Origin of the sequence: Pseudofrancisella aestuarii, from assembly GCF_003574475.2 — a bacterium.
Lineage (GTDB): Bacteria > Pseudomonadota > Gammaproteobacteria > Francisellales > Francisellaceae > Francisella > Francisella aestuarii.
This window is the reverse complement of record NZ_QLIS02000003.1, coordinates 181,692-207,206: the sequence shown is the minus strand read 5'-3', so window position 1 is coordinate 207,206 and position 25,515 is coordinate 181,692. Positions and strand designations below refer to the sequence as shown.

The window sequence follows — 25,515 nt, the reverse complement described above, 5'->3', positions numbered from 1 at the left end:
TTAGTTTAAATATTTTTATAAAAAGTGAGATAAATGAAAATTCACAATATAAGAGGATATGCTTGGATTGTAGTGATCTTAAGCTCTTTCTTACTTATTGATAAATATATAATGAATGTGTCACCAAGCTTAATAGCAAATGAGCTTATGACAAGTTTTTCGATAAATGCGACAGAAATGAGTGCTATGGTGTCGCTGTTTCTATGGGCAGTTGTTTTTTGTCAATTTTTTGTGGCTGGGCCTATTATAGATAAGTTAGGCTTTAGGAAAGTTAGTTTTGCATCTCTAATCCTTTCAGCTATAGGATTGTTATTGTTTGTTTGGGCTGCAGATATTCATAGTTTTGCTTTAGGTTGCATTTCTAGATTAATGATAGGAATAGGAGCCTCATTTGCAACTGTTGGATATATAAAGGCAGCCGCAGTTTGGTTTGAGCCTAGAAAATTTGCTTTTGTTTGTAGTTTCCTGATGACTGCAGCGATGACTGGTGCATTGATGGGTCAGGCTCCACTAGTTTATCTTATTGAGTTTACAGGTTCGTGGCATAAAGCATTAGTAAGTTACGCACTTTTTAGTATAGTCATAGCTTTGCTGTATTTAGCTCTTGTTAGAGATTATAACCCACATGCTTCTTTTGCTGATGATTTAAGGAAAAAGACTAGTGCTTTAGATGGTATAAAGAAAGTGTTACTAAATAGAAATAATTGGTTTTTAACTTTTTATACTGGTCTAACTTTTACAACTATAGATGTCTTTGGGGGAATCTGGGGTAATAATTATTTTCGAGAACTTTATGATGTGAGCTCTAAAGAGGCCTCATATATCGTTTCTATGATGTTTCTTGGTTTAGCAATTGGCTCTCCTTTTGTTGGTAAGCTTTCAGAGAGATTTGATAATAGAGTCGGAATAATGTTGTCATTTCATGTGATAGCAACTATATCTCTAGCTGTTGTTTTGCAGTTTAAATTAACTCCGACAATCTCTGCTGTCTTATTATTTATTTTTGGCTTTTGTTTGGGTGTTTATATGCTGGCTTTTGCTATAGGTAATCGTGTTAATCCTATAGTTGTTGCTGCAACAGTAGCCGCTCTTATTAATACGGGAGAGCCTCTTTTAGGAGCATTGTTTGATCCTCTTATTGGATTTTTCTTGGATTTTACATGGGGTGGTCAATATATTGACATACATAATAATATTGTAAACTCAGCTATTGATGGAGCTCATCGATATTTTAATATACAAGCATATCATAATGCCTTTATTATTCTTATTATAAGTATGATAATAGCTTTATTCTTATTGTTCTTAGTTAAAGATAAAGAAGTAAAATAATATATGTTGCTTTTAGAAGTTTATGAAAAAAAGATAGAACAGTCTCATTTAAGATCTGATCCATTACAGCTTGAAGCGATTAGAAGCTTAGATAGAATTACTAATCAGCTTAAAACAAAAAAAAGAAATAAATTTAATTTTTTTAGTAAAAGTTTGTATCCATCTATAATCGGCCTTTATATGTGGGGAGGTGTTGGTAGAGGTAAAACTTTTATCATGGATATATTTTTTGATAATGTTCCTATAATAAATAAAAGTAGATTACATTTTTCTCATTTTATGAAAAATATGCATTTCTTACTTAAAAAATATAGTGGTCAGAAAAATCCAATTTCAAAAGCTGCTTATGAAATAGCTAAGAAGAATCAGTTGATATGTTTTGATGAATTCTTTGTTGAAGATATAGCTGATGCAATGATTCTTGGGAAGGTTTTTAAGGAGCTATTTGATCTGGGTGTTGTTTTGGTTGCTACTTCAAACATACATCCTAGTAAACTTTATTCAAACGGGTTGCAGAGAGAGCTTTTTTTGCCTGCTATAGATGTATTAATAGAGAATGTTGATGTTTTAAATCTTGATTCTGGAGTTGATTATAGATTCTGTAAGGATGTTAGTTATTTAAACTATTTCTATCCTTATAATGATCAAATGAAAGATGTTTTTTTTGATAAGTTTTTTGCGGAAAATATTTCTTTTGAGAAAAATGTTGATATTGAAATAATTAATAGAAAAATTCCCGCTCTTATTGTAGGTGAAAATTCTATTTGCTTTGATGTTTCCGTTATATGTGGGTCTGGCAGAAGTGCTCTCGATTACATAGAGCTATGTAGTAAATATAGAAGCATATTTTTATATAATTTAAAGGCTATGCATCCTGAGGATGGTAATAATTGTAATACTTCTGATGAAAGTATTGCTAGAAGATTTATAGCTTTAATAGATGAGTGTTATGACCAGGGTATAAAAGTTATAATTCTAGCGGCAGAGGATTTTAAATCTATTTATCAAGGTAGGAGACTTCAGTTTGAATTTCAAAGGACGGTAAGTAGGCTAAATGATATGCAATCTGAGAATTTTGGAGAGGCATGAGATGTCCGGAGTGCAATATATTGAAGTTGATAGTGATATTATTGAACAAAGAGTTGATAACTTTTTAATTTCAAAATTTTCTGGACTTCCTAGGTCTTTAATTTATCGCTGGATAAGAAAGGGTGAGCTTAGAGTAAATAAAAAAAGAGTTAAACAGACCGATAGGGTTACTTCTGGAGATATAATAAGAGTTCCTCCTTTTATTTTAGAAACTGATGAGTCTATAGTAAAAATTCCCTCTCAACATCTAGATTTTTTAGAGAATAGAATTTTATATGAAACAGATGATTATATAGTTGTGGATAAGCCATCAGGAATGGCTGTCCATGGAGGTTCTGGAGTTAATAGTGGCTTGGTTGAGCGACTTAGGCAGTTACGTCCAAAAGTTAAGAGATTGGATTTGGTGCATCGCCTAGATAAAGAAACTTCAGGATGTATAATTTTGGCTAAAAAACATAGTTCAGTGGTTTATTTCTTTGACCTTTTTAAGCAGCGGAAGGTTGATAAGATTTACTTTGCTGTTGTGCATGGATTATGGGATAAAAATATAAAAAAAATTGAGCTGCCACTTAAAAGAACTTTATCAAAGTCTGGAGAGCGTATTGTTAAAGTTGATTGTGTAGATGGCAAGAAAGCTATTACTAATATATTAAATGTTACTTATATTGGGAAAAATTTTAGCCTTCTGGAAATAAAGCTTGAAACAGGTCGGACGCATCAGATAAGAGTGCATTGTCAAATGTCAGGACACCCTATCGTTTTTGATAAAAAATATGGAGACTCTGAAAAAGATAGGAGTCTTAACGGTTTGAAGATTGATAAACTAATGTTGCATGCTTATAGTTTAGAATTTTTTGATAGTAAAAAAAATGAAGAAGTAAAAGTTAAAGCTGATTTAGACTCTAGAATTAAGAGAATCTTGGATCTGAAAGATTAATTCTGCTTTATCTTTCTTTATCATTGATGAAAAAAAGTATCACCAAAGAAGCAATCATACTTAATACTAATGATATGAAAGCAAAATGATAGGATGACAAGTCGAAATATTTTATATCCGATACATCGCTTCTTTGAGCTATTATTTCTCCGGCTGTATTTATATATTTTCCACCCCAAGAGAAATCAAGGAAATATCCAATAAGAGGATCAAATATTGCTCCAAGTATTGGTTCGCCAGTATTTATGAAAGCAGCAACGGTTGCAGCTATAGCTATAGGATTTATACGATTACCTATAGCAAAAGATAACATGTAAATACCTAAACAAATTCCGAAGATAAATAATAAAATGTATGAGAGCAAAATAGTTGTTTTAAAAAGCAATACAACGCTTAGAGCAACTGTTCCTATTATATGGAAAACTATCATCACTCCTTTTCGGCTATCTAGGATTTCAGAAATTTTTCCTAGTATTGGAGATCCAACAGCCATCCCTATAAATATCATTGAAATTATTGAAGCGGCGTGTTCTTTAGAAATATGATAGGATTCTCTAAAGTAAGCATTCCCCCAGAAGCCAGCAAACGCATCAACAGCCGTAAAACTTAAGCCAACATAAAAAGCAAGCAGCCAATTATCTTTACTTTTTATAACCTCTTTTAGTCCTTGTAAAGTTGAAGGTCTACTTTCTAAGCAGTTTGCATGCGGTTGTTGAGGATTGAAATCTCTAACTAAGACATAGTATATGACAGCCATAAATAAGCTAAATACTGAGAAAATTAGCATAGCTTCTTTCCATGAGCCAAATGTTGATATTAGCCATGCTAGAGGCGCTTGTGCGCATAAGGCGCCAATCATTGCAGCAGTAGCTAAGAAGCTTGCTGCAAAAGCAAATTTTCTAGGTTCAAACCAAACAGAGACTGCCTTTATGTATGAAATGGTTGCGAAAGATACTCCAAAGCCTGTAATTATCCTAGCAAAATATGCTAAATATAAATTTCCACGAGATGCAGCAACAACGAAAAGAATAACTCCAGCAGCAGAAATCGATATAGAAATAGGACTAATTATTCTAAAGCCAAATTTATCTATGATTGGACCGGCAAGGAAGAGCTGACAAATGATGATTGCCCAAAAAAAAGCTGAACCTAAGGCTCCAGTTTCAGTTGCGTTAATATGAAAGCTAGACATCATATCATCAGTGATTAGGCTTGGAAAAACTTGCATTACATACTTATCAAAAAGTAAAAATGAACTTAAAGCTATTATTATCCAAGCATAGCCTTTTATCTGGTGTATTTTTTCAGTCATTAAGAAGGAGAGAAAAATTTAAATTAGTTAGTATTGTTTATTTTAAGTTTCTATAAAGATTAATTCAAGGATCATTTAGTTTATACCTTTTTGTTTTTTTGATATTATTTCATTTCGATTATGAGTTATTTCTTTTTGGGGTGAGACTTTAAATGCTAGCAAATGTAAAGTTGGATATGAAAAAATTTGTTATTAGCCAAGTTGTTATATTAATAATAGGCTCTTGCATAGCTTATTTTCTATATGGTTTTGAGTATTTATTCTCATTTTCTTTAGGCGGAGCTGTAGTTTTCTTAGCTAATTTTATTTTTTTCTCTAGATTTTTGGTGACTAAACAATTTAGTCCTGGAATAGAGCTTTTAATTTTTTATTTAAGTGAAGCAATAAAGTTAAGCTTGGTTGCATTAATAACAATATTCTTAGCAATTTACATAAAACCTAAATTATTTCCTTACATTTTTGGTTTAATTTCGTTACAATTAGTCATGTGTTTTGTGCCTATGTTTCTTGTGAAGGTGAAGTAGGCTGTGTTTGTTTTGAAAGTTATTTTAGTGTAGTGGGTAAAAATAATGGCAAGTAGTGAATCTAGCTCGCAAGTAGCAACTCAGTATGTGCAGCACCATTTGCATCACTGGCAAGTTAGTCTCGGAGAAGGATCTTTTTGGCAATTAAATTTGGACTCTCTTTTGGTGAGTGCGGTTTTGGGTTGCATTTTTATTTTAATAATGTTTTTAGCGGCTAGGAGAGCAACATCAGGCGTTCCTGGAAAATTTCAGAGCGCTATAGAAGCTATCTGGGAATGGATGGATGGACTGGTTGCTGAAAATTATCATAGAAAACGTGATTTTGTAACTCCTTTAGCATTGACTATATTTGTCTGGGTTGTGCTTATGAATCTTATGGACTTGCTTCCAGTAGATCTTTTTGGTTGGATATTGTCTTTCTTTACAAGTAGTCACGAAGTTTATTTTAGGGTTGTTCCAACAGCGGATCCAAATGTTACATTTGCTATGTCTATAACCGTGTTTCTATTAGTTGTTTTTTATAATATAAAAGCTAAAGGTTTTGGACTTATTAAGGAAATTTTAACAGTTCCGTTTGGTATCTGGTTATTTCCGCTTAACATATTTTTTAGATTGGTTGATGAGATAGTTAAGCCTGTTTCATTATCACTTCGTTTGTTTGGTAATATTTTTGCTGGTGAATTAATTTTTATACTTATAGCTCTTCTTCCTTGGTGGTTCCAGTGGACGTTAGGTGGGATATGGGCAATATTTCATATTTTAATTGTATTGATTCAAGCTTTTGTGTTTATGATGTTGACTGTAGTTTATTTAAATATGGCTCAGGATGATCATTAGTTTAAAAATGTAAATATAACGTTAATAAAAGGAGAATATAAATGGACATGTCTTTACAAGTTTTAGGTAACTTAAATGGTTTAACAGCTATAGCAGTAGCACTTTTAATTTCTTTACCTGCTTTGGGTACAGCAATTGGATTTGGCGTTTTAGGTGGAAAATATCTTGAAGGTGTTGCTCGTCAACCTGAATTGGGTGGTATGCTTTTAGGTCGTATGTTTATCGTAGCTGCTTTCGTTGATGCTTTTGCGGCAATTTCAATAGCAATTGGTTTCTTAGTTTTATACGCAAACCCATTGGCTATTCCAGGATTAGCAGAAGCTGCGACTAAAGTTGTTGGAGCTTAATTAGATTATAATTTTTAAAGTAAATATCTTTTTAGAAAGGATTTAGAATGGATATAAATATCACCCTTATTGGACAGATGATTACTTTTGCAATTTTTGTTGGCTTTACAATGAAATTTGTATGGCCTCCTTTACGCAAGTCTTTAGATGAGCGTAGAGAGAAGATTGCTGAGGGATTGGCTTCTGCTGACAGGGCGTCTAGAGAATTAGAATTAGCTAAGAGACAGTCGGCTGATATAGTTCGTGAGGCTAGAGAAAAAGCTGCAGAAATAGTTGATAATGCTTATTCTAGAGCTCATAGAATAGATGAGCAAGCAAAAGAAGAAGCTATAGCTTCTGCTGATAAGATAAAAAGTATGGCTATGGCTGAGATAGAGCAAGAAAAAGTGAAGGCAAGAGAAGAGCTTAAAAAAGATCTTGTTGAACTTGCTATTGCTGGAGCTAGTAAAATTATCTCTGCAAAAGTAGATCAGCAAAGTGGGAATGAAATCTTAAATGATTTTGTTTCTAAGTTATAAGTCGACATAAGGTAGCTGAGATGACAAATTTAAATATTATTGCAAAGCCATATGCTAGAGCAGCTTACGAGTATGCTAAAGAAAATGGTGTTGTTGATCAATGGTTAGAAGCATTGTCGGTATTTAAAGCTTTAGTAACAGATAAAAATGTCTTAAGTTTAATATCTAGTCCAATATATTCTCAGACACAGATTGTTAGCGCTATAGTTGATCAGTTAACTGGTAAAGTTGATCAAAAAATATTAAATTTTTTAATGTTAATTGCAGAGAAAAATAAATTATTGATTATTCCACAAGTTAAAAACTTGTTTGAAGAATTTAAAGATTTGGCTAGTGGAAACAAGAAGGCTGTGGTTATTTTGGCTTATGAAACTGATAAGGCTCTTTTGAAAGAACTTAAAGATAAGCTTGCAAAAAGATTTAATTGTACTATTGATATGGATGTTAAGATAGATTCTAGAATCCTTGGTGGTGCAGTTGTAAGAGTTGGGGATGCAGTTATAGATAATTCTGTGTCTGGTCGTCTAGAAAAAATGAAAAATATTTTATTATCATAAAGTATATGGAAGAGGGAACCTATGCAGTTAAGTCCATCAGAAATTAGTGGTTTAATAAAAGAAAGAATAGAGAAGTTTGACAACTCTATTGAGCTTAAATCAGAAGGTACTATAGTAAGTGTTGCTGACGGTATCGTAACTATTTACGGTTTAAACGATGTTGCAGCTGGTGAAATGATTAAGCTACCAGGAGATGTCTATGGTTTAGCACTTAACTTGAATGCTGATTCAGTTGGTGCTGTAGTTTTAGGCGAATATGAACATATTAAAGAGGGCGAAAAGGCTTATTGCACAGGAAGAATTTTACAAGTTCCTGTTGGAGAGGCTTTACTTGGTCGTGTAGTTGATGCCTTAGGTAATCCTATTGATGGCAAAGGTGAAATAAACACTAGTGAAGTATCTCCTATCGAAAAAATTGCTCCTGGAGTAATTTGGAGAAAATCAGTAGATCAAGCTATGCAAACAGGTATTAAATCTATTGACTCTATGGTTCCAATTGGAAGAGGTCAAAGAGAGTTAATTATTGGTGATAGACAGATTGGTAAAACAGCTATTGCAATAGATACAATTATTAATCAGAAAGATACTGGAGTTAAGTGTATTTATGTAGCAATAGGTCAAAAAGCTTCTTCTATTGCAAATATAGTTAGACAGTTAGAAGAGCATGGTGCTTTGGATCATACTATTATTGTTGCAGCTACAGCTTCAGATTCTGCGGCATTACAATATATTGCTCCATATTCTGGCTGTTCAATGGGTGAGTATTTTAGAGATAGGGGCCAAGATGCTTTAATCATTTATGATGACTTAACTAAGCAAGCTTGGGCTTATAGACAAATATCATTATTATTAAAAAGACCTCCAGGACGTGAAGCATATCCTGGTGATGTTTTCTATCTACATTCTAGACTTTTAGAGAGAGCTGCTAGAGTAAATGAAGAATACGTTGAAAGGTTTACTAATGGTGAAGTTAAAGGTAAGACGGGTTCTTTAACAGCTTTACCTATAATTGAAACACAGGCGGGTGATATATCTGCATTTGTACCAACAAACGTAATTTCCATTACAGATGGACAAATTTTCTTAGAAACTGATTTATTTAATGCTGGTTTAAGACCTGCTATAAATCCTGGTAACTCAGTTTCTCGTGTGGGTGGTGCTGCTCAATCTAAGATTATTAAAAAACTTGGTGGTGGTGTGCGTCTTGCTTTAGCTCAGTATAGAGAGTTAGAGGCGTTCTCACAGTTTGCTTCGGATCTTGATGAAGCAACTAGAGCTCAATTAAATAGAGGTCAAAGAGTTACAGAATTATTAAAGCAAAATCAGTTTGCAACTTTATCTATAGCACTTATGGCTTTATCTTTATATGCAGCAGATAATGGTTATTTAGATAATTTAGATGTTGATCAAGTAATTCCATTTGAAACAGCGTTACACTCTTTAGCTCAAGATAAATATCCTGAAGTTGTAAAAGAGGTTAATGAAACTGGTAATTATAACTCTGAAATAGCAGATAAATTAAAAGCTATTATTGAAGATTGTAAATCAACACAAGCTTGGTAGGAGTGAAGAATGTCTAACGCTAGAGAGATACGCTCTAAAGTACAAAGTGTTAAAAATACGCAAAAAATCACAGGGGCTATGGAGCTTGTTGCCGCAAGTAAAATGCGCGGAGCTATAGTTTCTATGAATAATGTACGTCCATATGTAGAGTGTGCAAATACAATAATTAAAAACGTTGTGGCTGCTAGCATTGACTATCCTAATCCTTTTTTATATGAAAGACCTGTTAAAAGAGTAGGCTTTATTGTTACTTCAACAGATAGAGGCCTTTGTGGAGGTCTTAATATAAATTTATTCAAGCATGTTCTAAAAGATATAAAAGATTTATTAGAAGATAGAGTGCAGATCGATGTGTGTGTTATTGGCTCAAAAGCAGAAGCATTTTTTAGAAAGCTAAAAGAAGTGAAAGTTATTGCGACAGCACATTATATTGAGAAGGATAAGGAAAATAGCATCAAAATGATTGCTGGCGCTGTTAAAGTTATGCTAGACAAATTTAAAACCGAAGAGATTGATAGGTTATTTTTATATAGTAATGAATTTGTAAGCACTATAAAACAAAAGCCTAAAAAGCAGACCTTATTACCAATAAAAAATATCTTTACTGAAGAAGAAAAGGCAGAAAATAAAGCTGAAGCTAGTAAAGGCCATTGGGACTATATCTATGAAAGAGATATTGAAGAGGTTTTAAATGCTTTGTGTGCAAGATATATAGAAGCTCAAGTAAGAGGTGCTATTTTAGAAAATGCTGCATGTGAGCAAGCAGCACGTATGTTAGCGATGAAAAATGCTACAGATAATGCTGGCGATATTATTGAAAAGCTTAAGTTAGATTATAACAAAGTGCGTCAAGCTATGATTACACAAGAGCTTGCAGAAATTTGTTCTGGAGCCGCAGCAGTTTAGGAGATATATGATGAGTACAGGTAAAATTATTCAAGTAATTGGTGCAGTTATCGATGTGGAGTTTCCAAGGGATAATGTACCTAAAGTTTATGATGCATTAAATGTTGAAGAAGCTGGTTTAGTATTAGAAGTTCAACAACAAATCGGTGATGGTGTTGTTAGATCTATTGCTATGGGAACTAGTGATGGTATAAAGCGAGGCATGTCTGTAACTAATACTCATGCACCTATTTCAGTTCCTATAGGACATGGAACTTTAGGGCGTATTATGAACGTGTTAGGTGAGCCAATTGATGAATCTGGTCCAATTCAATATGAAGAGACTAGATCTATTCACCAAGCTCCTCCAGCATATGATGAATTAGCATTAAGTACAGAAATTCTAGAGACTGGTATCAAAGTTGTAGACTTAATTTGTCCATTCGCAAAAGGTGGTAAAGTAGGTCTGTTCGGAGGTGCTGGTGTAGGTAAAACAGTAACAATGATGGAGCTTATCAATAACATTGCTAAAGAGCATAGTGGTTACTCTGTTTTTGCTGGTGTTGGTGAGAGAACTCGCGAAGGTAATGACTTCTATTATGAGATGAAAGAATCTAATGTATTAGATAAAGTATCTCTAGTTTATGGTCAAATGAATGAGCCACCAGGAAATAGATTAAGAGTAGCTTTAACGGGTCTTACAATTGCAGAAGGATTTCGTGATGAAAAACGTGATGTATTAATGTTTATTGATAACATCTATCGTTATACTCTAGCAGGTACTGAGGTTTCGGCTCTTTTAGGTCGTATGCCATCTGCGGTGGGTTATCAACCGACGTTAGCTGCTGAGATGGGTGCTTTACAAGAACGTATTACATCTACTAAGACTGGTTCGATTACATCGGTACAGGCTGTATATGTACCGGCAGATGACTTAACAGATCCATCTCCAGCTACTACATTCTCACATTTAGATGCAACAATTGTATTATCTCGTCAGATCGCTGAGCTTGGTATATATCCTGCGGTAGATCCACTTGATTCTACATCTAGACAGTTGGATCCATTAGTAGTTGGTCAAGAGCATTATGAAACAGCTCGTTCAGTTCAAAAGATATTACAAAGATATAAAGAATTAAAAGATATTATTGCTATCTTAGGTATGGATGAATTATCTGATGAAGATAAGAAGACTGTAGATAGAGCGCGTAAAATTCAAAGATTCTTATCTCAGCCATTCCATGTTGCAGAAGTATTTACTGGAAACCCTGGTAAATTTGTACCATTAAAAGATACTGTTGCTAGTTTTAAAGCTATAGCTAATGGTGAATATGATCATTTACCAGAACAAGCTTTTTATATGGTCGGTTCTATTCAAGAGGCTATCGAGAAAGCAAAAACTCTATAGGAAAAAATTATGTCTAAAAACTATATAAAAGTTGATGTAGTTAGCCCTAGCGGTTCTGTATTTACTGGAGAAGCTGATATTGTTAGCTTAAGAGGTAGTGCAGGTGAGATGGGTATAGCTTATGGACATACTGAGCTACTATCTACTATGCCAGCAGGTGTAGTAACTATTAAGAAAGATAATGATGTAGAAGTTCTTTATGTTTCTGGGGGAGTATTAGAAGTTACTCCTTCTAGAGTTACTATAATGGTTGATGAGATGGAAAGAGCTGAAAATCTTAATCATGCTGAAGCTGAAAAAGCTAAAGCAAGGGCTGAAGAAGCTCTTAAACATCCCGACTCTTCTAAGCTAAGCGTTGAAGATGCTAAGAAAAGACTTCAAGAGGCAGATGCTAGATTAAAAGCCTTAAACTCATCAAAAGGTATTTATTACTCAAAAGATCCTGAATAATATTTTTTCTTGAACGCTACCATCTTAAATGGTAGCTCATATTCTATGTAATATTTTAATATTAGAAAAATAAGTAAAAATAAATAGAAGATATTAGAACTAACAAATTAGGCTGTTCAATAAGGCTAATAATAGATTTTTCTATAATTTAAGCAAAGATCTTTCTAGTATCTAATAAGGTTACGTTTTTAACTTATTTTTAATAAAGTTTCTTTAATCTAGTATATCAAAGAGAGTATTTCTATTGCTTGTATCCGGCAGAAAAAAAAATTATAGTTTAAATATAAATATCATTTTTGGTAAGTCTTTGCCAGAACTCATAAGCTTAGTTTAATAATAAAAATACTAATAACCTAGAGAGGTCATAGATTATGAATAGAGAATTTTATAAAAATGTAAATACTAGAATAATCGAGATTAAAGATGCTGGAACATATAAAAGTGAAAGGATTATTGCAACTCCCCAAGATCCTGTAATTAAGCTAGAAGATGGAAGCGAATTAATAAATTTCTGTGCTAATAATTATTTGGGCTTTGCTAATAATAAAGATATTGTGAAATATACAAAGAACCATATCGAAGAATATGGTTATGGGATGGCTTCAGTAAGATTTATTTGTGGGACTAATAGTGTCCATAAAGAGCTAGAAAAAGAGCTAAGTGATTTTTTTGGGTTTGAAGATACTATTTTATATCCATCTTGTTTTGATGCTAATGCAGGGTTATTTGAGACTTTATTAACTAAAGAGGATGCTATTATAAGCGACTCATTGAACCATGCTAGTATTATCGATGGAGTTAGATTGTGTAAAGCTATGCGTTTTAGGTATGACAATAATGATATGCAAGACTTAGAGGAAAAATTAAAAGAAGCAGATAAGGCTGGAGTGCGCTTTAAAATGATTGCTACAGATGGTGTTTTCTCAATGGATGGAATTATTGCCAACTTAGAAGCAGTTTGTGACTTGGCAGATAAATATAATGCTATTGTAATGGTTGATGATTCTCATGCTTCTGGGTTTGTTGGTAAAAATGGTAAAGGTACCATTGAGCATTGTAATGTAATGGGACGAGTAGATATTTTAACTGGAACTTTAGGAAAAGGTTTAGGTGGAGCTTCAGGTGGTTATATTTGTGCTAAAAAAGAGGTTGTTGATTTATTAAAGAATCTTTCAAGACCTTATCTATTTTCTAACTCCCTAGCGCCGATTATTGCTAAAACATCCTTAAAAGCCTTAGATATAGTTAAAAGTTCTAATAAGCTAAGAGTTCAGCTTGAAGCAAATAAAGATAGGTTTAGAGAGAAGATGGCTGATGCTGGTTTTGATTTGATTCCGGGTGAACATCCTATTATACCTGTAATGATATATGATGAAAAAAAGGCAGCTGGATTTGCAGAAAAACTTTTAGATTATGGTATTTATGTTATTGCTTTCTCATATCCTGTTGTTCCTAAAGGAAAAGCAAGAATTAGAACACAAATGTCTGCAGCACATACTTTTGAGCAAATAGATAAAGCTGTTTCAGGCTTTACAAAAGCAGCAAAAGAGTTGGGAATAATTTAGTTGTTAAGGAAGCTTATATGAGTGTAAAACAAACTATGAAAGCATTATCTAAATTAAAAAAAGAGCCTGGAATTTGGATGGTTGATGATGCACCTATTCCAACTTTTGGACTTAATGATGTTTTGATTAAAGTAAAAAAGACAGCAATTTGCGGTACCGACTTACATATATATAACTGGGATAAATGGTCACAAGCAACAATTCCTGTTCCAATGATCGTTGGCCATGAATTTGTTGGGGAAGTAGTAGGTTTGGGCGAGGGTGTTTCAGGCTTAAAAATAGGAGATAGAGTTTCAGGAGAGGGACATATTGCTTGTGGACACTGTAGAAACTGTAGAGCGGGTAAAAGACATCTTTGTCGAGAAACTATAGGTGTTGGGGTTAATAGACAAGGTGCTTTTGCAGAATATTTAACGATTCCTGCCGTTAATATATTTAAAGTGCCTGATATGATAAGCGATGATATAGCAAGTATTTTTGATCCTTTAGGAAATGCTGTGCACACGGCTTTGTCTTTTAGTTTGGCAGGTGAAGATGTATTAATAACAGGTGCTGGTCCTATAGGGTTAATGGCTGTAAAGATAGCTAGATTCTGCGGAGCTAGGAGAATAGTGATCACAGACGTTAATGAATATAGGTTACAAAAGGCTAAAGATTTTGGTGCGACTTTTGCTTTGAATGTTTCTGATTATAAGACTAAAGAGTTATTGTCAGAGCAAGTGAGAGTTGTGATGAAAGAAATAGGAATGACAGAGGGTTTTGATATTGGACTGGAGATGTCTGGATTTAATTCTGCTATTACAATGATGATTGATGCTATGAATAATGGTGGCAAAATGTCTTTGCTAGGCATTTCTGGTACAGATATAACTCTTGATTGGGGGCCTATAATATTTAAAGGATTAACATTGAAAGGGATATATGGAAGAGAAATGTTTGAAACGTGGTATCTCATGGCTAGCATGATTCAGGCTGGATTAGATTTAAATCCTGTTATCACACATAGATTTCATGTTGATGATTATAAAAAGGCTTTTGAAATTATGAAAGAAGGCAAATGTGGTAAAGTAATTTTGGATTGGGGAAACTAAGGTTTGGATGATCTAAAGAAAATAACTAAAGTAGACATTCAATGGGTTTTTACATTATTTGGAACAGCAATAGGAGCAGGGCTGTTATATTTACCAATACAAGCTGGTAAAAGTGGTATTTGGGCAATTATTACAGTTATGATTTTTGCACTTCCTTTAACATATTTATCTCATAGAAATATGTCTAGGATAGTTCTGAAGAGCAAAAACCATGAAGATATTACAGATACTTTCTCAGACACTTTAGGGTATATTCTCGGGACAATATGTGTTTTATTATATTTTTTAGCAATATATTTAAATATGCCTTTATATGCTATTGGCTTAAATAATGAAATTTCTAATTTTCTTTATGAAAAAGGAATCACTAATGTAAATCTATCAAATCACATATGGTTTAGCTTTTTGCTTTTATTTTTCATATTTATGTTAGTTTCATTTGGTATAAAAATAATATTGAGAGTTATGCAACTTATAGTGATAGTTTTAATATTGCTTGTGATATTCCTTTCCATATATATGATTCCTTATTGGAATATTAGTTACTTAGATTTTGGAGATTTTGATTTTCGTTCTTATTTGAGAGGAATATTAATGGTGCTACCTATTTTAGTTTTAGCATTAAATCATTCTCCCGTGATATCTAGCTTGGTAATATTTTATAGGGATAGAGTAGGACTTAATTACCCTAATAATGAAGATAAAGTTAATCAGATAATGAAAATAAGCAGTCTATCATTATTTATTTTTGTGTTGATATTTGTAACATCTTGTCTTTTGAGTGTTCCTGAGCAAGATATTATTAATGGGGCGGCTAATAATTTATCTATAGTAACTATTTTAGGTAAGTATCATGATAGTCAGATTCTTGATTTTTTAGGGCCTATGATAGTTTTAACTGCTATAGTTAGTTCATTTGTTGGATGCTATATAGGTTCAAAAGAAGGATTACATTGTTTACTTAATACTTTTTTGAATAAATTTTTAAACCTGAGAATTTCTGGTAGATTAATAAATCGATTAGCAACATTTCTTATATTTCTCACTTTGTGGATAAGTGTAATATGTAATTTTAGTATACTAGATATTATCGGTTTGTTAGTTGCTCCAGCTGTGGCGTTCTTATTATATTTGTTGCCGGTAATAATTATATATAAAAATACAAAATATAAAAATTATAGATACACTGTGTTGAACGCTTTTTTGACAGTTATGGGGTTAACCATTATTGTGGGTTACTTCTTTGGTTTAACTGTTTTATAAATTTACGTAGATATTGAGTTGTGATATATATTTGAAATAAAAAGAAAGGATTAGAAAGGATTGTAGGGAGTTGATTAACCCCTTTCCATTTTATTTAGGCTGTCACAATTAAGATAATTTTTTGTTCAATTTCATAAGCCACCTTTTTTATCACAGTATTTTAAAACATAAGGCTTTTTCTAATATTAAATATAGTTATTGTGTTAAAATTGAGAATTTAATTAGTAATATAAATAACTTTGCTATTTATATTTAAGTTGGAAATTATAAATTCTATTAAAAAGGAAAGTAAAACATGGTGGTAACAAGATTTGCTCCAAGTCCTACAGGTTTTTTACATGTAGGTGGTGTAAGAACAGCATTATTTAGTTGGCTTTATGCAAAAAGACATAGTGGTAAATTTGTATTAAGAATAGAAGATACAGATTTAGAAAGATCTACGCAAGAAGCGGTAGATGCTATTTTAGATGGTATGAAATGGCTTAAGCTAGAAAATGATGGCGAGATTTATTATCAGACAAAAAGATTTGATAGATACCACGAAAAGGTTGAGCAACTTGTTGCTGATGGGAAAGCTTATTATTGTAATTGCTCAAAAGAAAGGTTAGATGAGCTAAGAGAGTCTCAACAAAAGAATCATTTAAAAATTGGTTATGATGGAAAATGTAGAGAGTCTAATTATATTCCTAAAGATGGTGACAAATATGTCGTGAGATTTAAAAATCCATTGGGTGGTGTTGTTAGTTGGGATGATGCTGTAAAGGGTAGGATATCGATAGCTAATGAAGAATTAGATGATATGATTATTCAAAGATCTGACGGATCGCCAACATATAATTTTTGTGTAGTTGTTGATGATATAGATATGGCTATAACTCATGTTATTCGTGGTGATGATCATATAAATAATACTCCTAAACAAATAAATATTTATGAATCATTTGGTGTGAAGGTGCCAGTTTTTGCACATGTTCCAATGATTTTGGGGCCAGATGGAGCTAAGCTCTCTAAAAGACATGGTGCTGTAAATGTTATGCAATACCGTGAAGATGGGTATTTGCCACAAGCAATTTTGAACTATCTTGTTAGACTTGGCTGGTCATCTGGGGATCAGGAAATCTTTTCTATAGAGGAAATGATAGAGAAATTTAATTTAGAGCATATTAGTGCATCACCATCTAGATTTGATTTTGAGAAACTGGGCTGGATAAATAAGCACTATATAAAAACATCTCCTTTTGAAGATATAAAAGATGAGGTTGAATATCATTTTGAAAAAGCTGGTTTAAATACGAATGATGGACCGGCTTTATCTGAACTTGTACCAGCAATGGCTGAAAAAGTTGAGACTTTAAAAGAGTTAGCTGAGAAATCTAGTTATTTCTATTCAGATGAATTGATTTATGATGATGCAGCTATAAAGAAACATTATAAAGCTACAACTGGCGATATCTTGAAAGTTGCTTTAAGTAAGTTTGAAAACTTAAATGATGCTGACTGGAAAGATGAAGCTGTACTTCATTCAGTTGTAAGTGCAACAGCAGAAGAGTGTGAATGTGGAATGGGCAAAGTTGGTATGCCAATTAGAATCGCTGTTACAGGTTCTGGGCAGTCGCCAGATATTGGAATAACTTTAAAGCTTTTGGGGAAACAAAGAGTTATTTCAAGAATACAAGCAGCTATATCCAAGTTCTGCTAAATCCTTAAAAAAATATTGACAGGATTTGAAATAAATATATAATAATTTCACATCATTTGATTGATGAAAAGTCTTATGTCCCGTTCGTCTAGAGGCCTAGGACACTGCCCTTTCACGGCGGCAACAGGGGTTCGAATCCCCTACGGGATACCAAAAAATCAAACTTTATATGAAAATATTTATACAATCATTTAGAAATATATAACCTTTGTCTGTGGGTTTTAATACATTGTTTTCGCTTGATAGTATGCCTTTTTTAATTCCTTGAGCAATTCTAGAATTAATATCTTCTATATTTAGAAAAGTGGTTTCTGTAAATTTATCTAAATTAAAGCCATTTTTTAGCCTGAGAGAGTTCAACATAAATTCATAAATGAGATCTTCTTTTGTGAGTATGTTTGATCCTTTTATAAAGTTTGTAGTTTGAGTATAAATCTTAGGATGCTTATGTTTCCATACTCTTTTAACTGTATGTTTGTGTAGATTTGTTACTTTGCTATGAGCTCCTGCTCCGATACCTATATAGTCTCCAAACATCCAGTAGTTTGTATTATGTACAGAGTTCTTATTGTCTTTAGCATATGCTGAAATTTCATACTGTTTAAATCCATTTGAGTTAAGAAGCTCTTTGCCTTGGATTTCTATCTTTTCAAGGATTTCTTCATTTGGAAGAGATGGTGTATGAGCGGCAAACATAGTATTTGGTTCGATAGTTAGCTGATACCAAGATAGATGAGAGGGGAGCATCTTTATTGCTTCAGAAAGATCAAATAATCCATCAGCTAAGTTTTGTTGAGGAAGACCATGCATTATATCTATATTAAAATTATTTATATCTGATTTATGTATTTCCTCTATGGTTGTGTACACATTTTGACTATTATGAATTCGTCCGAGAGTTTTTAGTTTATCATCTTGAAAACTTTGTACTCCAAGAGAGATTCTATTTATTCCTATTTTTGAATAACTGTCTATAGACCCTCTTTCAACTGTTCCTGGATTGACCTCAAGAGTTATTTCACAGTCGCTAGCAAGTTTGACTTTTGTTTTTATATGTTCTAATACTTTGCCTAAATATTCAGCTTTGAATAAGGATGGAGTACCTCCGCCGATAAATATGCTTATAATTTCTCTGCCCTGAATATCTTCTAAATGTTGATCAAAATCCTCTATAAGTTTTTTGTAATATGTATCAGATAAATATAAATCATCCTTTATTGCATGCGAATTAAAGTCGCAATAAGGACACTTTTTAACACACCAAGGGAAATGGATGTAAATGCTTATATATTTATCGATTTCAAACATGTTAATAGTCTATAGATAGGCTTTATAGGGTTGTATTTTAATATGATAAAGATAAAAGAGCTATGATGTGAAGATAAATAACTTACTAATTATAAATGTATATAGAGCTACTAAAACCATGGTAATAAATAGAGCTACTAAATATTGAATATTAAAGTGAAGAAGTATGAAGTAAATCCCCTCATTTAAAGCAAGTCCTATAAGCGCATTTATGAAAAATTGAGATCCAGCTTTTTTATGGGATTTAGTGGTTCCAGAAAAAGTTAAGTATCTATGACCAAAATAGCTCACATTAAAAGCAATAAGAAAAGCAAAAAAGTTTGCTACAAGGGGTTTTGCTATATTTAGATGTACTAAAATGAAGACTATTATGAAGTTTAATATGGAGGCGAGAATGCCTATTATTAAGAAATATGAAAGTTGCTTTCTTATCATTTATTGTGGAGTTTAAATTTGGTTGCTTATATTATAACTATAAGTGATTAATTATCTAAGGTTTTAAGATGGAAATAATAAAGTATCAATTAGGAATAGTTGAGCCTAATACATCTTCAGCTATGTATATGATGTTTGATATAGCTAGTGAGGAACATTTAGAGTTTGGACTGAAAGTTTTACAAAAGTTTGTCGATGGGAAAACAGTTATTGTAGGTTTTGGAAATAATCTAATAAAGCATTTTCCGAAGGTGGATTTATATAAAAAACAAAGATTTAACTCGAATTTGATGCAAGATGACAGTGGATATGATCTTGTTTTATGGATAAAAGAGGAAGATAAGGGAGTTATATTTCATCATGCTTTCAATATAAGAAAAGCATTATTAGAGTTTTTTGATTTTAAAAAAGCTATTTCAGCTTATTCATATCATCATAAGTTTGATTTATCCGGTTTTGAAGATGGGATAGAGAACCCCAAAGGTGATGAGGTTGTTCCTGTGGCAATAATTAATGAGGGTTTGTTAGAAGGTTCAAGCTTTTGGGTTTTGCAGCAGTGGCAACATGATTTTAATTGGCTTATGAATGCTAGTCAGTCAGAGAAAGAGGGTTGTATAGGAAGAAGTTTGGATGATTCTCATCAGTTATCAAATTTGAAAGATTATGCTCATATAAGTAGATCGGCAAAAGAGAATTTTTCACCAGAAGCTAATTTATTAAGAAAATCGATGCCTTGGTCTGATGATAATTTAATTGGAGGATTTATGTTCTCATGTTTTACCTCTTCATTTAGATCATTTAATTTACAAATGGGTCGAATGCTTGGAGATGGTGATGGAGTAATAGATGGGGTATTTAAATTCTCAAAAATTTTGAACACTAGTTATCTATGGTGTCCACCATTTAAAAAAGGAAAGCTAGATATATCTCTTTTCCAAAAATAGTGCTATTAACTAAAACTCTTTATTCTATACAAAACCATATAAACAGGTTAAAATATTACAGGTGTATTTTTTTAAATTTACTCATCTACGGAGGATAGTGCATGGCTGATATTAAGAATATCGCAAAAGTAGAAATAGAGGACAAGGGTAAGAAGTATTCTCTATATAGTTTAAAGAAACTTAATGCAGAGTTAGGAAAAGATGTTTCTCGTCTTCCTTACTCTATAAGAGTTTTGCTTGAAAACCAACTTAGAAATATTGATGGTTATAAAGTAAAAGAAGAAGATATGCATAAAGTCTTAGACTGGGATGCTAAATCTAAAGATAGACCAGAAATTCCTCATATGCCTGCTAGAGTAGTTATGCAAGATTTCACAGGCGTTCCAGCTGTAGTAGATTTAGCAGCTATGAGAAAAGCGATTAAAGATGCTGGCGGCAATCCTGATAAGATTAACCCTCTAGTAGATACAGCTATGGTTATAGACCATTCTGTTCAAGTTGATTATTATGGAACAAAAACTGCTTTAGCTCAGAACGTAGCAAAAGAGTTTGAAAGAAACGGCGAAAGATATAGTCTTTTAAAATGGGCGCAAACAGCTTTTGATGATTTTGTTGTTGTTCCACCAGGAATGGGGATTATTCACCAAATTAACTTAGAGTATTTAGCAAAAGGTGCTTTAGTTAAAAACATAAATGGTGAAGATATCATTTATCCTGATACTTTAGTGGGTACAGATTCTCATACTACAATGATCAACGGTGTTGGTGTTGTTGGCTGGGGTGTTGGTGGTATCGAAGCTGAGGCGGTTATGTTAGGTCAACCATATTATATGGTTTTACCAGATGTAGTAGGTGTAAAACTTACTGGAAAATTAAGAACTGGTGTTACAGCAACTGATTTAGTTTTAAAAATTACAGAAGTATTAAGAAAGCATGGTGTTGTTGGTAAGTTCGTTGAATATTATGGTGATGGATTAGAAAGTCTATCATTACCAGATAGAGCAACTATTGCTAACATGGCTCCTGAGTATGGGGCAACTATTGGTTTCTTCCCAGTAGATGAAGTAACTTTAGATTTCTTTAAAAATACTAACCGTGCAGATCTTGTTGATGCTGCTCGTGAAATGTATAAAGAGCAACTTTTATATAGAGAAAATTCTTCAGAAGAGCCAGAATATTCTAGTGTTGTTGAAATTGATATGTCTGAGATTGAGTCTAACCTTGCTGGTCCTAAGAGACCTCAAGATAGAGTATCGTTCCATGATATGAAAAAAGCATTTAGAGAGGCTCTAACTCATGAGCAAGGGTTACATGGTTTTGGTTTAACTGAAGCTGATTTGGAAAAATCAGTAGAAGTTAAAGGACTAGATGAGACAATTACTCATGGTTCAGTAGCAATTGCTGCAATTACATCTTGTACAAATACATCAAATCCATCGCTTTTATTAGGTGCGGGTTTATTAGCGAAGAAAGCAAATGAGAAAGGGTTGAAAGTTAAGACTTTTGTTAAGACATCTTTAGCACCTGGATCACAAGTTGTAACCCAATATCTAGAAAAAGCAGGACTTTTATCTGAGTTAGAGAACTTAGGGTTTAATTTGGTTGGTTATGGTTGTACAACATGTATAGGTAACTCTGGTCCATTAGATCAACCTGTTGTTGATGCAATTAATGAAGCTAATTTGGTAGTATCTTCTGTAAGTTCTGGTAACCGTAATTTTGAAGGACGTATTAATCCTCATGTTAAAGCTAACTATTTAGCTTCTCCAATTCATGTTGTAGCATATGCATTAGTTGGTAGTGTTGATTTTGATCCAGTAGAAGATGCTATTGGTCAAGATGCAGAAGGTAATGATGTTTTCTTGCAAGATATTTGGCCTAGCACTGAAGAGATTGCGACAATTCAAGCTGATGTTGTTAATTCAGAAATGTTTAAGAAAGCATATGCAACAGTTCTTGATGGAACAAAAGACTGGCAAGAGCTTCAGGTTCCAACAGGTAAACTATATGAGTTTGATAAAAACTCTACTTATATTCAATGTCCAAACTTCTTTGAAAACTTTGCTGGTGAGAATACTGGTAGCTTAGATATTAAAGGAGCAAGAACTTTATTGATGCTTGGTGATTCTGTTACTACAGACCATATTTCTCCAGCAGGCTCAATTCCTGAAGATTATCCCGCAGGACAGTATTTAAAAGCTCATGGCGTTGAGAAAAAAGATTTTAACTCTTATGGATCACGTCGTGGAAATCATGAAGTTATGATGAGAGGAACTTTTGCAAATATTCGTATCCGTAACTTATTGCTAGATAACGTTGAAGGTGGTTATACTAAGTACCATTTAGATGGTTCTCAGCAGTATGTATTTGATGCTGCTATGAAGTATAAAGAGAAAGGTATTCCTCTAGTAATTCTAGCAGGTAAAGAGTATGGTACAGGATCTTCTCGTGACTGGGCGGCTAAAGGTACATTCTTACTTGGTGTTAAAGCAGTTATAGCAGAAAGCTATGAAAGAATACATCGTTCTAACTTGGTTGGTATGGGTGTTTTACCTCTTGAGTATGTTGATGGGCAAAATGCTAAAACACTTGGACTAGATGGTTCTGAGATGTTTAACATTAAAAACCTAGATGGAGTTAAACCAAGACAAAGAGTTGTTGTAGAAGCAGTGCATCCTACAACAGCTCATACAACTACATTTGAAGCGTTAGCTCGTTTAGATGCAGATGTGGATGTTGATTACTTGAAGAATGGTGGTATTTTGCAGACAGTTCTTAAAGCTATGATGTCTGGTGAAGAGTCTGCTAAATCTTGTGGTTGTCCTTTTACTAAAATTGGTAGATTCTTTAAGAAGTTATTCAAATAGTTTTCTTTATTAATTTTTCTATAATGCTTATTTTCTTTATCTTTTAATAATGGTAAAGTTTCTTTATTAATTTTTATTATAAAAGTAAACCTGTGATAGATAAACTTCTAACTTTATGTGTTCAAAAGAAAGTATCAGATTTACATTTATCTTCTGGCTGTAAAGCTAGATATAGGATAGATGGAGATCTTGTTGATATAGAAAGCTCTCCTGTATTAAATGATAAGATGATTAGTCAGATGTTATTGCAGATAATGACAGAAGATCAAAAGGAAGAGCTGATAGATACTCTAGAGTGTGATTTTTCCATAGATAGTGTAGAAAATGATGCTAGATTTAGGGTGAATGCTTTTTTTCATAATAGAGGTTATGGAGCAGTATTTCGCCGTTTAGAAAATAAGATTCCTACTTTGGACCAATTTAGTGCGCCAAAAGTTTTAAAAACTGTACAGGCAAAAAGAGGTGGTTTAATTCTTGTTACGGGCCCTACGGGTTCTGGTAAGAGTAGTACCTTGGCGGCTTTAGTTAGTGAAATGAATCAAAAAGAAGAAGCCCATATTCTGACGATAGAAGATCCAATTGAATTTGTACATGTTAGTCAAAAGAGTTTGATCAATCAAAGAGAAGTTAAGAGGGATACTAGATCATTTAATGCCGCCTTAAAATCTGCTTTAAGGGAGGATCCAGACTGTATTCTTGTCGGTGAGATGAGAGACTTAGAAACTATTAGGCTCGCATTAGAAGCCGCTGAAACAGGACATCTTGTGTTGGGAACTTTGCATACAATGTCAGCTATAAAAACTGTAGATAGGATTATTTCTGTTTTTCCTCCAGCGGAACAAGAACTTGTAAGAAATATGTTAGCAGAATCGCTACAAATAGTTATTTCTCAAAGACTTTTGAAAAGAAAGGGTAGTGGGCGAGTAGCAGCTTATGAGGTTTTGGTTAATAATTCTGGTATAAAAAATATGATAAAAGATAATAGGCTTTCTCAAATTTATAGCTCTCTTCAAACAGGAAGTGCTCAAGGGATGTCTACTATGGAAGCTAGTATTGAGCTTTTAATGAAGACAGATATAATTAGTAAAGAAGAGGCAGCAAAATATATTGTAATTAAAGGTTAATTATTTATAAGAGGAATTCTTACTGTAACAGTAATTCCTTTATCTTGATTATTTTCTGCATACACTTCTCCATTATGAAGCCTAACTATTTCAGAGACTATTGCTAAACCTAGCCCGCTACCTTCTTGTTTTGTTCCCGTTTCTCTATAAAACCTGTCAAATATTCTTGTTAGATTTTCTTTAGGAACACCTATTCCAGTATCCTTAATTGTTATCATAATGCTTTTATCTTTGAGATAAGTTGTGACTTCTACAGATCCATTAGGTTCGGTATATTTTATTGAATTTGAAATAAGATTTTTTACCAAAATGTTTATTAAATAGTCATTACTTTGACAGTAAAGCTCTTTTTTGTAAGGATTAAATATAAGATTTATATTTTTTTCTATAGCTTTAATAGCTGCATCAGCTAATGCTGTTTCTATTGTTCTATTGATTCCCAGTTTTTTAGCAAAGGAGATTTGCTCATTCGGTTGAATTCTGCTTAGAGTTAATAATTGGTCAATTATATGCGAATATCTGTCTGCTGAATTTAAAACTCTCTTTAGTTTTTCTTTTATTTCTTGGAGGTCATCACTGGTTAGCGCAATTTGAACTTGTGTTCGTAGTCCTGCTATTGGTGTTTTAAGCTCATGTGCAGCATCTCCAGAGAATCTTTTTTCTCTTTCAAGAATATTTTGAAATTTATCAATAAGAGTGTTAATTTGTTGAACAAATGGCATTATCTCTTGAGGGGTTTCATCCATGTCGAGTCTGTCATTGTCCCTTGGATTAAGCTTTGATACTTTTTTATTAATTCTCTTTAAAGGTCTAAGAGCTAAGCTTAAAATATAGTATGTAAATGCTACTAAGAATAGGTATGTTAGAATTAGCAATCCCAAAGCTTTAACAATTACAGAGTGGGAGATTTTATCTTTAACTGCATCATTAATAAAAATGGTTATAAGGTTTCCATTATCAGTAGTTAAAGTATATGTGTACCAATATTTTTTCTGACCTCCATTTAATACTGTATATATCCTTTCAAAGCCTTGATTTATCTGCATATTATTTTTTTCGAAATCTGGCAGGTTAGAGGTTTTTAATATAAGTTTCTTATCTTTTGGGTCATAAACTCTAATAGCAACGTTTTCATTATAGTTTTCAACGTTTAAAAAGGATTTAGACATGTTATCAAAAATTATATTTTCCTCTTTTGCTTCTAAAGTAGGGTATATTTTAAAAACTGTTTCTAAGACTTTAGCAGAAACCTGCATTTGATAATCAAATAATGAATCACTTTGTTTTTTTATCTGGTGAAAAATAATTATTGATATAGTAAATATAAGAATGGCAAAAAAAACAGTAAAAGAAGTTATCAAGAAGCCAAAAATGGATCCACTTTTTTCTTCTTTTATATCATCCATAGAAGTTTTCTTATTAAAAATATTATGTCTATTAAGTATAAACGTAAAAAATAG

At 32.8% G+C, this 25,515-nt stretch carries 23 protein-coding genes and 1 tRNA gene; 20 read left to right on the top strand and 4 right to left on the bottom strand.

The features are described from left to right. The first annotated feature begins 33 nt into the window (after window positions 1-33). Genes DNK87_RS07870 through DNK87_RS07860 form a run of 3 tightly spaced genes read left to right on the top strand, consistent with a single transcriptional unit; the run spans window position 34 to window position 3,358 of the window. The gene (locus DNK87_RS07870) at window positions 34-1,332 is read left to right on the top strand and encodes an MFS transporter (RefSeq protein ID WP_119331019.1); all 1,299 of its coding nucleotides are present in this window, start codon (window positions 34-36) and stop codon (window positions 1,330-1,332) included. A gap of 3 nt (window positions 1,333-1,335) precedes the next feature. Next, window positions 1,336-2,421, top strand: a complete 1,086-nt coding sequence (gene zapE, locus DNK87_RS07865) for a cell division protein ZapE (RefSeq protein ID WP_119331018.1) — start codon at window positions 1,336-1,338, stop codon at window positions 2,419-2,421. A gap of 1 nt (window position 2,422) precedes the next feature. Further along, window positions 2,423-3,358 carry an RluA family pseudouridine synthase gene (locus DNK87_RS07860; protein WP_119331017.1) on the top strand — a complete coding sequence of 312 codons (936 nt, stop codon included), beginning with the start codon at window positions 2,423-2,425 and terminating at the stop codon, window positions 3,356-3,358. 7 nt (window positions 3,359-3,365) lie between these two features. Here the strand turns inward: DNK87_RS07860 and DNK87_RS07855 are convergent, their stop codons facing one another. Continuing rightward, window positions 3,366-4,670, bottom strand: a complete 1,305-nt coding sequence (locus tag DNK87_RS07855; RefSeq protein WP_119331016.1) for an MFS transporter — start codon at window positions 4,668-4,670, stop codon at window positions 3,366-3,368. A 152-nt stretch (window positions 4,671-4,822) separates the two neighbouring features. On the opposite strand from DNK87_RS07855, the gene DNK87_RS07850 reads away from it, so the two are divergent. The 14 genes from DNK87_RS07850 to DNK87_RS07785 all read left to right on the top strand — a co-directional run bounded on the left by DNK87_RS07850 (window position 4,823) and on the right by DNK87_RS07785 (window position 17,530). After that, window positions 4,823-5,194, top strand: a complete 372-nt coding sequence (locus tag DNK87_RS07850) for an ATP synthase subunit I (protein ID WP_119331015.1) — start codon at window positions 4,823-4,825, stop codon at window positions 5,192-5,194. A 45-nt stretch (window positions 5,195-5,239) separates the two neighbouring features. After that, a complete protein-coding gene (gene atpB / locus DNK87_RS07845; protein ID WP_119331014.1) occupies window positions 5,240-6,031 on the top strand; it encodes a F0F1 ATP synthase subunit A in 792 nt (263 codons plus the stop codon). A gap of 41 nt (window positions 6,032-6,072) precedes the next feature. Beyond that, a complete protein-coding gene (locus DNK87_RS07840; protein ID WP_071663574.1) occupies window positions 6,073-6,378 on the top strand; it encodes a F0F1 ATP synthase subunit B in 306 nt (101 codons plus the stop codon). A 47-nt stretch (window positions 6,379-6,425) separates the two neighbouring features. Beyond that, window positions 6,426-6,896, top strand: coding sequence for a F0F1 ATP synthase subunit B (locus tag DNK87_RS07835; RefSeq protein ID WP_119331013.1), 471 nt, complete (start codon window positions 6,426-6,428; stop codon window positions 6,894-6,896). Window positions 6,897-6,916: 20 nt separating this feature from the next. Beyond that, window positions 6,917-7,453 (top strand): F0F1 ATP synthase subunit delta, encoded by a 537-nt coding sequence (locus tag DNK87_RS07830; RefSeq protein WP_119331012.1) that lies wholly within the window; start codon window positions 6,917-6,919, stop codon window positions 7,451-7,453. Between the two features lie 21 nt (window positions 7,454-7,474). Next, window positions 7,475-9,016, top strand: a complete 1,542-nt coding sequence (gene atpA / locus DNK87_RS07825; protein WP_119331011.1) for a F0F1 ATP synthase subunit alpha — start codon at window positions 7,475-7,477, stop codon at window positions 9,014-9,016. A 9-nt stretch (window positions 9,017-9,025) separates the two neighbouring features. Next, window positions 9,026-9,922: an ATP synthase F1 subunit gamma gene (gene atpG / locus DNK87_RS07820; protein ID WP_119331010.1), complete on the top strand. Its 897-nt coding sequence runs from the start codon at window positions 9,026-9,028 to the stop codon at window positions 9,920-9,922. A gap of 10 nt (window positions 9,923-9,932) precedes the next feature. Continuing rightward, entirely contained in the window at window positions 9,933-11,309 is a 1,377-nt protein-coding gene (gene atpD, locus DNK87_RS07815; protein ID WP_119331009.1) for a F0F1 ATP synthase subunit beta, read from the top strand. Window positions 11,310-11,318: 9 nt separating this feature from the next. Then, window positions 11,319-11,759, top strand: coding sequence for a F0F1 ATP synthase subunit epsilon (locus DNK87_RS07810; RefSeq protein ID WP_119331008.1), 441 nt, complete (start codon window positions 11,319-11,321; stop codon window positions 11,757-11,759). A 371-nt stretch (window positions 11,760-12,130) separates the two neighbouring features. Beyond that, on the top strand, window positions 12,131-13,324 hold the full coding sequence (locus DNK87_RS07805) for a glycine C-acetyltransferase (protein WP_119331007.1): 1,194 nt from the start codon (window positions 12,131-12,133) through the stop codon (window positions 13,322-13,324). 35 nt (window positions 13,325-13,359) lie between these two features. Beyond that, window positions 13,360-14,415, top strand: coding sequence for an L-threonine 3-dehydrogenase (tdh, locus tag DNK87_RS07800; protein WP_119331218.1), 1,056 nt, complete (start codon window positions 13,360-13,362; stop codon window positions 14,413-14,415). A 3-nt stretch (window positions 14,416-14,418) separates the two neighbouring features. Further along, window positions 14,419-15,678 (top strand): amino acid permease, encoded by a 1,260-nt coding sequence (locus DNK87_RS07795; RefSeq protein WP_119331006.1) that lies wholly within the window; start codon window positions 14,419-14,421, stop codon window positions 15,676-15,678. A gap of 295 nt (window positions 15,679-15,973) precedes the next feature. Then, window positions 15,974-17,377 carry a glutamate--tRNA ligase gene (gene gltX / locus DNK87_RS07790; protein ID WP_119331005.1) on the top strand — a complete coding sequence of 468 codons (1,404 nt, stop codon included), beginning with the start codon at window positions 15,974-15,976 and terminating at the stop codon, window positions 17,375-17,377. A gap of 77 nt (window positions 17,378-17,454) precedes the next feature. Further along, window positions 17,455-17,530 (top strand) — tRNA-Glu (locus DNK87_RS07785). 12 nt (window positions 17,531-17,542) lie between these two features. On the opposite strand, the gene hemW is transcribed toward DNK87_RS07785, so the two are convergent. After that, window positions 17,543-18,685 carry a radical SAM family heme chaperone HemW gene (hemW, locus tag DNK87_RS07780; protein WP_119331004.1) on the bottom strand — a complete coding sequence of 381 codons (1,143 nt, stop codon included), beginning with the start codon at window positions 18,683-18,685 and terminating at the stop codon, window positions 17,543-17,545. Between the two features lie 60 nt (window positions 18,686-18,745). Continuing rightward, complete coding sequence (locus DNK87_RS07775; protein ID WP_119331003.1) at window positions 18,746-19,120, bottom strand: GtrA family protein; 375 nt, start codon at window positions 19,118-19,120, stop codon at window positions 18,746-18,748. 68 nt (window positions 19,121-19,188) lie between these two features. Between DNK87_RS07775 and DNK87_RS07770 the strand changes: the two genes are divergently transcribed. The 3 genes from DNK87_RS07770 (at window position 19,189) to DNK87_RS07760 (ending at window position 24,055) form a co-directional block, all read left to right on the top strand. Further along, complete coding sequence (locus tag DNK87_RS07770; protein ID WP_119331002.1) at window positions 19,189-20,064, top strand: Dyp-type peroxidase; 876 nt, start codon at window positions 19,189-19,191, stop codon at window positions 20,062-20,064. Between the two features lie 101 nt (window positions 20,065-20,165). After that, window positions 20,166-22,931, top strand: a complete 2,766-nt coding sequence (acnA, locus tag DNK87_RS07765; protein WP_119331001.1) for an aconitate hydratase AcnA — start codon at window positions 20,166-20,168, stop codon at window positions 22,929-22,931. A 92-nt stretch (window positions 22,932-23,023) separates the two neighbouring features. Further along, complete coding sequence (locus tag DNK87_RS07760; protein ID WP_119331000.1) at window positions 23,024-24,055, top strand: type IV pilus twitching motility protein PilT; 1,032 nt, start codon at window positions 23,024-23,026, stop codon at window positions 24,053-24,055. Here the strand turns inward: DNK87_RS07760 and DNK87_RS07755 are convergent. Continuing rightward, window positions 24,052-25,461 carry a sensor histidine kinase gene (locus DNK87_RS07755; protein WP_119330999.1) on the bottom strand — a complete coding sequence of 470 codons (1,410 nt, stop codon included), beginning with the start codon at window positions 25,459-25,461 and terminating at the stop codon, window positions 24,052-24,054. The genes DNK87_RS07760 and DNK87_RS07755 overlap by 4 nt on opposite strands. Window positions 25,462-25,515: the final 54 nt, after the last annotated feature.